The organism is Dinoroseobacter sp. PD6, from assembly GCF_028807315.1.
Classification (GTDB): Bacteria; Pseudomonadota; Alphaproteobacteria; order Rhodobacterales; family Rhodobacteraceae; genus Dinoroseobacter; species Dinoroseobacter shibae.
On sequence record NZ_JARAMN010000009.1, the window covers coordinates 159,353 to 171,554 of the forward strand.

Below are 12,202 nucleotides of genomic sequence, written 5' to 3' on the forward strand. Positions count from 1 at the left end.
AATTGCGGGTTGCTTTGCTCAGCGATTTTTTAAATGCTCTGCGCACGCTTGCGACGGTTTGGTGTTGCAAAAAGTGGTAAAAAAGTCTTACCAAAGTACGTGGGATACCTAGGGAGGGAAATCCATGAAAATTAAAACAATGGCAGCGGTAAGCTGCCTGAGCCTTGCCGCGTCGGGTGCATCGGCACAAGAAGTGTTCGAAATGACGTCGGCGTTCGGGAAGAACCTGCCGGTGCTTGGCACCGCGGCAGTCAACTTCGTCGAAAAGATCAACGGCATTTCGGAAGGCGTGGAGTTCGAGCATTTCGATCCAGGCGAGCTTGTGCCGGTTCTCGAAGCGCTTGACGCCGTGTCCAGCGGTTCGGTCGATGCTGCCTACACGACCTCTGGTTATTGGCAGGGCAAGATGGCCGCTGCTGGCCTCTTCGCGGCCGTGCCGTTCGGCCCCGAGCCCGGCGAGATGCTGGCCTGGATGCTCTATGACGACGGCCTGACTTTGATGCGCGAGATGTACGAGACCAACGGGTACAACGTGCATGTAATGCCCTGCGGGATCTACGCGCCCGAAACCTCCGGCTGGTTCAAGGAAGAGATCAACTCGATCGAGGACCTTCAGGGCCTCAACATGCGCTTCTTCGGTCTCGGCGCCGAGGTCATGCAGAAACTGGGTGTGTCCACCTCGCTGTTGGCCGGCGGTGATATCTTCCCGGCGTTGGAGCGCGGCGCAATCGACGCGACCGAATTCTCCATGCCCATCGTGGACGCGCGGCTCGGCTTCTACAACATCGCCAAGTTCAACTACTTCCCCGGCTGGCACCAGCCGTCGACCGTGTTCGAGCTTCTTGTGAACAAGGACCGTTGGGAAGAGTTGGATGAGCGGTCCCAGAAACAGATCGAGATCGCCTGCATGGCGAACGTCACCGACAACTTTGCCGAAGGTGAAGCTGTGAACTTCCCTGCCATGATCGACAACGTCGAGAATCGCGGCGTAACCATCAAGCAGTGGACCCCTGAACAGTTGCGTGCATTCGAAGCCGCATGGCTCGAAGTGGCGGCGGAACTGGCGGAAAGCGACGAGATGTTCGCCAAAGCCTGGGCGGATCTGCAGGAATTCCGCGAGGGCTATGCCCTGTGGGGTAACAACATCAACCTGCCGCGTCCCTGGAACTGAGGCAGATCACATGATCTGAGCCGGAGCGGCGTAGGCCGTCGCTCCGGCTTTGTCACGCCTGTGTAGTCTGGGCGGTATCGGAGGACCCATGGAACCCGTCGAAGAAATCATCAAGCTCTCTGATCCGGGGGAGGTCGGTCGCGAAGAACATAATCGCGGCGACCGGGTCATCGTGCAAATCTCGAATGTGATGGCGTGGCTGTTCCCGATCCTGATGGTCGCCATCGTTGCACAGGTCTTCCTGCGCGGTTCGGGTATGAACCAGGCATGGCTCGACGATCTCCAATGGTGGCTTTACGGCTCGGCGGTTTTGGTGGGGATCGGATATGCGGTGACGAACAACGCCCATGTTCGGGTCGACATCCTCTTCGACAATTTCGGACCGGACAAGAAGCACCGGATCGAAATCTTCGGCCTGGTCTGGTTGTTCCTGCCGTTCATCATCCTGTGTTGGGATGTCACCCTGCCCTACGCCATCGCGTCGGTCAGCGCGAATGAAGGATCCGACAGTCCGAACGGGCTCCATAACCTTTGGATCCTCAAGGTCTTCATGAACGTCTCGTTCGCGTTCATCGGAATAGCGATCTGGTCGGCCTATGTGCGCTTTCTCAACAAGATGACGGAACCCGTGCTGTGGAAACAGCTTCTATTCGCGTTTCCATCCACGATGTTCCTGATCAACCTGGTGGTCTACTATTCGATCTGGTGGGCCCTGCGGCTGACGACGCCTGCGGATGTGACCAACCGCGAGATCGGCCGTCACCCGATTTTCGATGAATTGCAGGTCGGGGTCGAAGAGATCCCCTACACGATCATCATCACCGTCATTGTGACGTTCATCGTGATCGGTCTCGCCTATGCGCGCGATCGTGCTCGCGAAGCGAGGTACTAATCGATGTTTCTTCTGGAAGCACTGGGTCAGTTCATGACCCTGAACGAGTTTGCCGTTTTGGCAATGTTCCTCGTGTTCATCTACCTGCTCTTTCGCGGCATACCGGTGGCTTACGCCCTCGTAGGGGTCAGCCTGATCTTTGCGCTGGTGGCCGAGATCTTCCTGGACCCCAACCGGGCCGCGTTCCGGGACATCATCGAGTTCGACCGCACCGGTATCGACTATCAACGCTTGCAGGTGCTCTCCGGGCGGCTCTTTGGCAACATCGTCAAGAACCCGGTCCTTGTGGCTCTGCCGATGTTCATCTTCATGGGGCTCATGCTGGACCAGTCCGGCGTGGCACAGCGGATGATGCACTCCATGCAGAAGCTGTTCGGTGGCCTGCGGGGCGGTCTGTCCCTGACGGTGATGCTGATCGGTATCATCCTTGCAGCGTCGACCGGGGTGATCGGCGCGTCCGTGACCCTGCTTGGCGTCATGGCGCTGCCTGCGATGATGCAGCAGAACTACTCCAAGCCGATCGCGACGGGGACCATCGCCTCAGCAGGTACACTTGGCATTCTGATTCCGCCATCGATCATGCTGGTGATCATGTCGGACCAGTTGGCGATCAGCCTCGGTGATCTGTTCATGGGCGCTCTGTTCCCGGGGCTGATCCTCGGAGCGCTGTATATCATCTTCATCATCGCCTACGGCCTGATCAATCCCAAGGCGATGCCTGCCCCACCCCAGACCGACGAGGTCGGCTGGGACGTGGTCAAGGACGTGCTGTTGGCGGTCGTGCCGCCGATGTTCCTTATCCTTCTGGTCCTCGGGTCGATCTTCGCGGGCTTCGCCACACCGACCGAAGCCTCGGGCCTCGGAGCGCTGGGCGCGACTTTGCTGGCGCTGGCCAATGGTCGACTGAACTTCAAGGTTCTGAAGGAGGTGAGCCGCTCCACCCTCAATACGTCGGGTTACATCGTCGGAATCTTCCTTGCGGCCAACTTCTTCGCGCTCGTACTGCGTCGCTACGGCGGGGACGAGATCATTCAGGGCTATGTGCTGTCGACCTTCAGCGACCCGTACATGATCGTTCTGTTCATCCTGTTCATCATCTTTCTGCTTGGCTTCCTGCTGGACTGGATCGAGATCACGATCATCATCATGCCGTTGATGTTGCCGATCATCGTGGGCCTGGACCTGGCGGTGCCGGGCTTCGACCAGGTGCGGGATCCGGCGGTTGTGTGGTTTGCGATCCTCGTGGCGGTCACCTTGCAGACGAGCTTCCTGACGCCACCTGTGGGCTTCGCGCTCTTCTACCTGAAGGGGGTCTGTCCGCCGGGTGTGAGCCTTGGGCACATCTACAAGGGGATCATCCCCTTCGTGATGCTGCAGCTCCTGGGCTTGTTCATCGTCTTCCAGTTCCCTGCGCTGACCACCTGGCTACCGGCCATTGCCTACGCGGATTAGGGACCTCAACATGTGATGTGACAGGGGCGGGCCATGGGTCCGCCCCTTGTCGTCAGAGCGCGATGCGGCGTCCCTCGGCCGCGGATGCGTACACGGCTTCTTCGATTTCGTGTACGCGCAGGTAGTCGCGCGCGCGGTTCTCGAAAGACCCTTTATCGCGCAGGGCCGCGACCACATGCTGGTTCAAGGCATGGACGCAATCGCCCGCAAATCCCTTGTACTGTCGCGCGGGCAGGAGTGTTGTCTCTTCGGTCGCGCCAAAGGCACGAAGTTTGACAGACCCGTCCCCATGGAGGCTCAGCGTAGCATCCGTGCCCTCCAGCAGCGCCTCGCCGAAGGTCAGCCGACCGTTCGGGGTCTTGTGGTCCAGCAGGCGGTTGCCATCGAAGAGGGCCCGAGCGCCCGATGGGTAGTCGAAAAGGATGAGTCCGGCATCCTCGCCGGCAATCACCGGGTTCTCCCGGCGCAGATCGCCATAAACCCCGCTGGGTTCCCCTAGCAGATAGCGAAACGTGTCGATCCAGTGGACCGCCGTTTCCCGAACGAGAAGGCGCGGAGCCGTCTGGAAATAAGGCTGCCGCGCGAGGTAGGCGTCAGGCCCCCGGCCGTCGCCGGTCCGGAAGCGGAAGGTCAACTGCCGCGGTTCGCCGATCGTCCCCGCATCAATCGCGGCGCGAATCGCCCGATACCAGGGCTGGAAGCGGAAATTGTCATGGATCAGCAAGGTCGCCCCGGCAGCTTCGGCTTCCGCCGTGAGGGCGCGTCCGGTCTCGAGGCTCTTGGCAAAGGGCTTCTGGCAGATGATTGTCCGGACGCCATGGGCGAGTGCTGTACGCACGGCGGCGGCGTGGGTTTCGGGCGGGGTGATGATGTCGAGCACATCGGGCACCGTCTTGGTGAGCATTTCTCGAAGGTCGGAAAAGGCGGCCAGCCCTGTGGCCGTCGCGCGCGTTAGGTCGACATCTGCGGCGCCGACCAGCTGCGCGCCCAGCACGCGGGCCCAGGCGTCGTAGTGGAATTGCGCGAAATACCCGGCCCCAAGGCAGGCAACACGCACTGTCATAGCTTGGCCGCCACAGCTGCGGCAGCCTCCTCGGTGCTGGCGTTGCCGCCGAGATCCCGGGTCAGCACACGACCCTCCGTCAGGACAGCTTCGACCGCTTCGCGCAGGCGCTGCCCATCTGCGGCAAGTTCCGCATTATTACCGCGCACGGCCAGCCAGTCCAACATCATCGCCGCCGAAAGGATCATGGCCAAGGGGTTGGCGATCCCGCGCCCGGCGATATCGGGTGCAGTCCCGTGGCAGGGCTGAAACACCGCGTTGTGGTCCCCGATATCCCCAGAGGGGGCCAGGCCAAGTCCCCCCATCAGCCCCGCGCCGAGGTCACTGAGGATATCGCCGAACATGTTTTCGGTGACCATCACGTCGAATGTCTGGGGGCGGGTCACCATCCATAGCGCCATCGCATCCACATAGGCGTGATCTGCGATCAGATCCGGGTGTCGCGCAGCCTCTGCATCGAAGATCTCGCGAAAGAACGCGAAGGCCCGGAACACGTTGGCCTTGTCCACGCAGGTGACGCGCCCTTCCCCTCGCCCGGAAGCCTTGCGTTGTGCAGCAAGCGCGAAGGCGAAGCGAAAGAGTTTTTCAGATGTATCGCGCGTGATCTGCAAGGTCTCGGTGGCATGGTCTTTGGTCACGGTGCCCTTGCCCTTGGTATGAAACAGGCCCTCTGTGCTTTCCCGGATCAACACGAAGTCCACGGGCCCCGGTGCATGCAGCGGCGTCGGATGCCCCGGCACGATCCGTACCGGACGCACACCGGCATAAAGATCCAGGGCGATCCGAATATCGATCTGCGGTGTGATTTCTGTGCCGTCCGGATAGCGGATGTCAGGCAACCCCATCGCGGACAGCAGGATCGCATCTGAGGCGCGCGCAGCGTCTAGAGACGCCCGTGGCAGTGCCTGGCCTGTTTGCGCATAGTGACCCGCGCCCATAGGATGGCTGTCGAAGTTCAGATCATAGGTCGCTGCAGTCCCGGCCAGCTTGCGCAAAAGCCCTAGCGTCGGCGCCATGATCTCGGGGCCGATACCGTCCCCGTCGAAAACCGTAATCGAAAAACTTTGCATGTTACGCCTCCCGAAGAAAGTTGTGCCGCGTGCCTGTGCCTACCGCAAGTGGAACGCAGGATGGACCTTGCACCGCACGAGATGGCATCGTTCACTACGCATCGAGGAGGTCTTATGTTCGCTGTCACTGTCACCTTCACGCTCATCCCCGGTGGTGCAGAGGCTTTCATGCCCCTGATGCTCGCCAACGCACGCAAGACGTTGGCCGATGAGCCCGGCTGCTTGCGTTTCGACGTCTGTACCGATCCGGCTCATCCCGACGAGGTCTTTCTCTATGAGATCTACTACAACCGGGAGGCATTCGATCGACATCTGGACGCGGCGCATTTTCAATCCTTTGACGCGGCAACCGCACATCTTGTCTGGGCCAAGGACGTCCGGACCTATGCACAGGTGCAGACATGAGCGGTGTTTGGGAGGTCTATGCGATCAAGTATGCAGAGCGAAACGCCCGTGTACGTGGCGATAGCTTTCTGTTCGATCCCCGCCACGACGTTCCCCATGCGATGGATTACTTCATGTGGCTTCTGCGCCGAGGGCCTGAGACGATCCTTGTCGATACGGGGTACGACATGGACGAAGGCGAACGGCGCGCGCGCCCCATACGCACCGATCCGGCCGAGGCGCTGGCACCTCTCGGCGTGAGCCCTGACAGCATCGAGCAGGTCATTGTCACACATCTGCATTACGATCATGCTGGGGGCCTCCACCTGTTCCCGAATGCAACGCTGCATATGCAGGCTGCGGAAATGGCCTACGCTACGGGCCCCTGCATGTGCCACGACGTGATCCGCATGCCCTATACCGCTGATCACATCTGCACTGCGATCAAAAGGCTTTATGCCGGGAAGGTGGTTTTTCATGATGGCGATGCGGAGATTGCGGAGGGTGTGACCGTCCACAAGATCGGGGGACACTCACGCGGGCTGCAGGCGGTGCGGGTGCGCACCGAGGCGGGTTGGCTGTGCCTTGCATCGGATGCGGCGCACTACTACGAAAATGCGTTCGCGCGCAAAGCGTTTCCCTTGGTCGTGGACCTCGAAGACATGATGAATGGATTCGCGCGGCTCGAAGCGCTTGCAAGTCGGCGGGAGCTCATCGTGCCCGGGCATGATCCGCTTGTGTTCTCGCATTACCCGGATATCGGGTGCGAAACGATTTTGCGTCTCGACCATGGCCCTTCGCGATCCCTGAAGGTCTGATCCGTGTGGTCTCTCTTCCGACGCAAATCAGCTGCACCTGAAGTACTGCCCCCTCCGGTGCCCGAAGGTCTGACCTATGTTGTGGGTGATATCCATGGTCGCCTTGATCTGCTCGAACATGCGCTCGAGCTGATCCAAGCCGACCGCGGATCGGCAGCAGCTTCGCTGGTTTTTCTAGGGGACTACGTCGACCGCGGTCCGGATAGTGCGGGTGTTCTCAACCGGCTCTTCAAGCTGCGGATCGCCGATGTGGAGGTTATCTGTCTGATGGGTAACCATGAGCGGATGATGTTGGATTTTCTAGATGACCCGGATCGCAGGGGGGATCGCTGGCTCAGGAATGGTGGGACTGAGACACTAGCAAGTTTTGCGCCCGCAAGGGCGGACCCGCGGAAGGGCCAGTCGCGGCTTGAGGCACTGCGCGACAGTTTCCTCGACACGATCGAGCCGGAGCTTCTCTATTGGATGCGGTCGTTGCCCCTGTCGTGGCGCTCGGGGTCGTTGGGCTGTGTGCATGCCATTACCGATCCTGCGCAAGCCTGGGAGGCACAAGACGAGGACATACTGCTCTGGGGGCGCCCCTCTCCCGCTCTCATACCCCGGTCCGATGGGATTTGGGTAGCACATGGTCATACGATCGTTGACCAAAGCGAGGCTGTCTGCGGTCATATTGCACTGGATACCGGTGCTTATCGAACGGGTCGTCTATCTGTCCTGCGATGCGATGATCGCGGGATTAAGTTTTTCAGCGCGACTGCGCCCTAGCTCTTTTTCCCGTAGCCGTAACCATAGCCATAACCGGCTTCTGGAAAGCGGCATTTGTTGAGCACCATGCCCAGTACATTGGCGTGATCCGCAACTTCCTTTTCGCAGCGGTCCAGATCCGGTATCGTGCTGCGTTCCGCATCGACCACGATCAACACGCAGTCGACATGAGAAAAAATCGCCGTCGCATCGTCACTGACAAAAATCGGGGGCACGTCGAATACCATGAGGTTCGGTTGATATTCCTGCTCGAGCCGTCGCAGGAAGTTGCCTGTTGCGTCGTCGAGGAACACATCAGACGGATCCTTCACGGGGCGTGCATTCATGGCGAGTGCAACATTCGGCCCAAGCCGACTTGCATGCTCTTCAAAGCTGATGCTCCCGGTCATCATATCTGCAACAGTGCCATCAGTCTCGACGCCGAGTTTCTTGGCCATGGACGGGTTTCTCATGTCGAGATCCATGAAGATGGCTCGAATGGATTGCTGGCGAGCGATGGAACTTGCAAGATTGCAGCAGACCGTGCTTTTGCCTGCGCGGCTACCTGCGGAGGTTACAGCCATGCGAGTCCAGCCGTTCTTCTCCATCTGAAGGAGAACCTTGGTCCTGAGAACGTCGAAACTCGCGGCCTCGCTGTTTTGGGAATCCTTGAAGAAAACCCTGTTTTTTCTCAGAATTTTGGGATCCGTGTGGATCGGTTTCAACGCCTTCCACCGATCCTCGAGCGGCGCGCGTTGTGACGGGCGTTGTGAGGACAGTCCTGACGGCGGAACGGAACCTTCGCGACGTTCACGTGCCTTATCCAGGGCGGCTTGTAGCTTTTCCATTCCAGGACATTCCTTGGTCAAGAGCATATCGGCTCAATGCGGTTTGATCAGACACCAATGCGCGTCAGGATCCTGTCGGCGAGCAGATCCAAAGGCAGATAAAGCATATGGACCGCGTAGAGCATCGCCGGAATGCCGGTGACGATCACGAGAATAATTGCAACTTTGGCCACCCGTTCAAAAACGATCTCACGGCTCGTCTTGACGTAAGGGAGTGTCGCCAGCGGCACAATGCCAAGACCTTTGGTCAGGTCGCTAGGTCGGCGGATCGTCTTGCTCATGACCTCCAGGAGGATTGCCAACCCCAGAGCCAGAAAGAAACCGCCGATGGTACCTCCGGCAGCGACAAGAAGTGGTGGCATGCTCGACGGGTCAGTCGGTGTCGCAGCCTGTTCGAGAACGATGATGCGCTGGCCGCGTGATGCCAATTCTATACGCTCACTGGTTTGCGCAATCGCCAGTCGCTCTACCGCGGAGTTGTACTGTTCCTGAACGTTTTGGTAGTCCCGTTGCAAGGACTCCAAAGACACCGAGATGCCAGGTGTCAGATCGAGCGTGGCTTCCACGTCTTCAATTTGGGATTGGGTGGTGCCAAGCTGCTCCTCCAAGAACCCGATCTGCGCGTTGATCTGTTCAATCTGCGCCTGAAGAGTCTGGGTCGGGTTCTCGATCGCCGTGATGCCGCCGAGCGACTGAATGACCCGCTCGACCTGGGCGATCCGGGATTGCAGAATTCGAACCCGCGGTGCGGTTTCGCCCGCAGTTTCCATTGCCTCCACAAGCTCTCGTCTGAGATCCACGAGCTTTTCTTCTTCTTGAGAAAGCTCTTCCGTGGCGTCTTCGGGCAACCCGGTCCGCAAACCGTCCAAAGCTTCTTTGAGTTGCTGACGCTGTTCTTTTAGGATGAGTAGGTCCCTGGTGAAGGCTGTGGATCGCTCCTGCAAACCCGCTAACCGTTCAAGCCGAAACTCAAACGTTTCGGGGAGAGCATCGGAGTTTTCGGAGCGGAACTGTCGAATCGCGGCACTTTTCTCGTCAAGTTGAACGGCGAGCCGATCGACTTCCTGTTTGAAGAACTGCTCGGTCTCCGACGCGCGGCTGGTTCTGAGGCGGCTATCTTCACGCTGGATCAGAGTGATGTACTCATTCACAACGTCCGACGTCGTCACAGGACGATCATCGGTGAAGGAGATCGTCATGAGTGTCGCGCGATCACGACCGGATGTCAGGTTTATGCGCGTGTTGCTCCGCATGCTACGGACGACTTCATCCGGGCTCATCGACCTAATGTCGGGAAACACTTCGAACCGGTTTGCTATATCGAGCAGATTGGCCCGCGTCAGCAGCCTTTGCTGGATGATTTCCAGCTGCTCCTGCGCGCCGGTAGTTGCTGTCGACATCGCCAGCTGATCCGGGATCTGGGCCGATTCGACCAACAGTCTTGCCGAGGCTTCGTATTTTGCGGGTAACTCACGAGCGACTAGTACAGATAACACTGCGCAGACGCCGGTGACCACGATCAGTAACGGCGAGCGGCGCAACAAGACGGATGTGTAGTACCGCATATCGAACATTATTCCGCTGCCTCGCCAAGTTGGTCGAAATTCCCGACGAAGATGCCGTCTGACAAGACTTCATCCACCGCACTGGCTGTCACTACGTCCCGGTTCTCGGTTGCCGTATAGAGCAAAGCAAAATCGCACAGCTTGTTCACGAGGCGAGGAACGCCCTCGCTTGCTTGGTATATTCGGTCGAGGGCCTGGTCGGTGAACTCATGCCCGGATCCCCCGGCATGCTTCATGCGGTGCTGTACATACTCGCCCATAGTGTCCCGGTCCATCGGAGGAATGTGATAGAAGGCCGACACACGCTGCGCGAACTGCTGCAGGTCGGGATGCATGATCATCTTGCGAAGTTGCGGCTGTCCGACAAGGACGAGTTGAAGGATTTCATCCTTGTTCGAGTTGATGTTTGTCAGCATCCGCAGTTCTTCCAGACCCTCCGGCGACAGGTTTTGCGCTTCATCAATGATCAGTATGACCTTGCGGCCTTCACTGTACTCGTGGATCAGAAAGTCCTGAAGCCGTTGAAACAGGCACACATAATCTCCGTTGCCGTCGCTGGTAACCGACAAGGCGTTAAGAACCCATTGAAGCAGCTCGCCACGACCGCCTTGTGCATTTGAAATCAGGCCGACAGTCACCGTATCGTCGATGGAACGCAGAAGGCGCTGCAGCAGAGTGGTCTTGCCGGCCCCGACTTCGCCGGTCAGGACCGTGATCGGGGCGCCGCTCAAGATACCGTACTCAAGCACCGCATAAGCCCGTTTGTGGATCTTGCTCCAGAACAGAAAGTCAGGATCGGGCAGCAGTTTGAAGGGCCTCTCCGTCAGCCCGAAATAGTCCGAATACAATCCGCTCATGGACATTTATACATACTCACAACCGTTCAAAACCATAGCTGACATCCCGCGGCACCTTGAGCATATAGGCACGGCGCGTCGTCTGTGCAGCCATCTGCCTGCTGCCGGCCACTCAGACCAGTAAAATGCGCCGCAAAGATGTCTTTTGCACGAGTTTGTTTCACGAACGCCTCTGGATGGCACAGTGTTGCCCGTCTGTCTGCCCAACACAGGCCCGGCTGGCACAATCGAGGCCAGCCAAGAATGATTCGCAATCTGCAGTTCTGCCGCTGAACCTACCATGCCAAATCCTTTAAATTCGCTCAAAACTCGCAACAAATGCAGCATTCCTTCTGGTTTGATGGCGGTTCGCGACAAATTCCATAACGGATAAAGAGGTCGTTTTCTTATTTAGATCAAGGCTTTAACTCGAGATAGGTAGTTTCGCCGATGATCTGGAGGCTTGGCAGTTTGCCCGGTAAATGCTTAGTTAGTGTTGTGTTAACGGTTCGCGCAGTTCTGCGATCTGTGTGTGGAGCGTCGAGCATTTCGAAGACGCATATATGGTGAGTGAAGAGTAGCATGACGATAAGAGCGAGTGATATTTCCGGAAGCGAACCTGTAGCAGCGCTTGGTCTTCAGGTACCCGCGGCAAAATCATCCCAACTCTACCGCGAGCATGGAAAACGTTTGTTTGACTTGGTCCTGGTAGTTCTTTCATCTGTATTTGTGGTACCTCTGGTGTTGATACTGGCGTTGTGCGTGGCGCTGGATGGTCACAACCCCTTCTATTGGCAGTATCGTGTGGGCCGGAACGGCCGCACCTTCCGCCTCTGGAAGTTGCGGACCATGGTCCCGAATGCAGACGAAAAACTGGAAGCCTACCTGGAGGCTGACCCTGAGGCGCGGCATGAGTGGGACACGCGCCAGAAACTCAAGCGCGACCCTCGCATTACCAGAGTGGGTCGCCTGCTGCGGAAAAGCTCCGCTGATGAACTTCCCCAACTCCTGAATGTACTCAAGGGTGAGATGTCCCTCGTAGGCCCGCGGCCAATGATGGAGGCCCAGCGCGAGATGTATCCCGGAAAGGCATATTATCGCCTGCGCCCCGGAATCACCGGCACTTGGCAGATTTCTGACCGGAACGATTGCAGTTTCCGCTGTCGTGCGCAGTACGACGATCTTTACGAAGGCAACATGTCCCTTCGCGGCGATATCCGGATTTTGCGGGGTACGGTCACAGTTGTTTTGCGCTGCACCGGTTACTAATCTAAAGCTGGTTTCACCGCACTTTATTGTGCGCTTGTCGCCGTAGCGATACCATAGTTGCATTGCTAAGTTACACACACAGGCGCTTTG

Annotated in this window: 12 protein-coding genes; 7 read left to right on the plus strand and 5 right to left on the minus strand. The window is 58.3% G+C overall.

Annotated elements, in window-relative coordinates:
* The first annotated feature begins 124 nt into the window (after window positions 1-124).
* The 3 genes from PVW48_RS15410 to PVW48_RS15420 all read left to right on the plus strand — a co-directional run bounded on the left by PVW48_RS15410 (window position 125) and on the right by PVW48_RS15420 (window position 3,515).
* Window positions 125-1,171, plus strand: coding sequence for a TRAP transporter substrate-binding protein (locus tag PVW48_RS15410; protein ID WP_012180056.1), 1,047 nt, complete (start codon window positions 125-127; stop codon window positions 1,169-1,171).
* 88 nt (window positions 1,172-1,259) lie between these two features.
* Complete coding sequence (locus PVW48_RS15415; protein WP_274581966.1) at window positions 1,260-2,063, plus strand: TRAP transporter small permease subunit; 804 nt, start codon at window positions 1,260-1,262, stop codon at window positions 2,061-2,063.
* A 3-nt stretch (window positions 2,064-2,066) separates the two neighbouring features.
* Complete coding sequence (locus PVW48_RS15420; protein WP_012180054.1) at window positions 2,067-3,515, plus strand: TRAP transporter large permease; 1,449 nt, start codon at window positions 2,067-2,069, stop codon at window positions 3,513-3,515.
* Between the two features lie 52 nt (window positions 3,516-3,567).
* Here PVW48_RS15420 and PVW48_RS15425 read toward each other — a convergent pair whose 3' ends face one another.
* Entirely contained in the window at window positions 3,568-4,578 is a 1,011-nt protein-coding gene (locus tag PVW48_RS15425; protein ID WP_274581967.1) for a Gfo/Idh/MocA family protein, read from the minus strand.
* Complete coding sequence (locus PVW48_RS15430; protein ID WP_274581968.1) at window positions 4,575-5,648, minus strand: isocitrate/isopropylmalate dehydrogenase family protein; 1,074 nt, start codon at window positions 5,646-5,648, stop codon at window positions 4,575-4,577. The genes PVW48_RS15425 and PVW48_RS15430 overlap by 4 nt, the downstream gene beginning before the upstream one ends.
* 114 nt (window positions 5,649-5,762) lie before the next feature.
* On the opposite strand from PVW48_RS15430, the gene PVW48_RS15435 reads away from it, so the two are divergent.
* Genes PVW48_RS15435 through PVW48_RS15445 form a run of 3 tightly spaced genes read left to right on the plus strand, consistent with a single transcriptional unit; the run spans window position 5,763 to window position 7,615 of the window.
* Window positions 5,763-6,053 (plus strand): putative quinol monooxygenase, encoded by a 291-nt coding sequence (locus PVW48_RS15435; protein WP_012180051.1) that lies wholly within the window; start codon window positions 5,763-5,765, stop codon window positions 6,051-6,053.
* Complete coding sequence (locus PVW48_RS15440; protein WP_012180050.1) at window positions 6,050-6,850, plus strand: N-acyl homoserine lactonase family protein; 801 nt, start codon at window positions 6,050-6,052, stop codon at window positions 6,848-6,850. Before PVW48_RS15435 ends, PVW48_RS15440 begins: the two co-directional genes overlap by 4 nt.
* A 57-nt stretch (window positions 6,851-6,907) precedes the next feature.
* A complete protein-coding gene (locus tag PVW48_RS15445) occupies window positions 6,908-7,615 on the plus strand; it encodes a metallophosphoesterase family protein (RefSeq protein WP_250019954.1) in 708 nt (235 codons plus the stop codon).
* On the opposite strand, the gene PVW48_RS15450 is transcribed toward PVW48_RS15445, so the two are convergent.
* The 3 genes from PVW48_RS15450 to PVW48_RS15460 are packed head-to-tail and all read right to left on the minus strand — an operon-like array spanning window position 7,612 to window position 10,864.
* A complete protein-coding gene (locus PVW48_RS15450) occupies window positions 7,612-8,442 on the minus strand; it encodes a tyrosine-protein kinase family protein (RefSeq protein WP_012180048.1) in 831 nt (276 codons plus the stop codon). The genes PVW48_RS15445 and PVW48_RS15450 overlap by 4 nt on opposite strands.
* A 47-nt stretch (window positions 8,443-8,489) precedes the next feature.
* On the minus strand, window positions 8,490-10,016 hold the full coding sequence (locus tag PVW48_RS15455; protein WP_012180047.1) for a GumC family protein: 1,527 nt from the start codon (window positions 10,014-10,016) through the stop codon (window positions 8,490-8,492).
* On the minus strand, window positions 10,016-10,864 hold the full coding sequence (locus PVW48_RS15460) for an ExeA family protein (protein WP_245533025.1): 849 nt from the start codon (window positions 10,862-10,864) through the stop codon (window positions 10,016-10,018). The genes PVW48_RS15455 and PVW48_RS15460 overlap by 1 nt, the downstream gene beginning before the upstream one ends.
* Window positions 10,865-11,425: 561 nt before the next feature.
* On the opposite strand from PVW48_RS15460, the gene PVW48_RS15465 reads away from it, so the two are divergent.
* Window positions 11,426-12,112 carry a sugar transferase gene (locus PVW48_RS15465; RefSeq protein ID WP_274581969.1) on the plus strand — a complete coding sequence of 229 codons (687 nt, stop codon included), beginning with the start codon at window positions 11,426-11,428 and terminating at the stop codon, window positions 12,110-12,112.
* The last annotated feature ends 90 nt before the right edge of the window (window positions 12,113-12,202 follow it).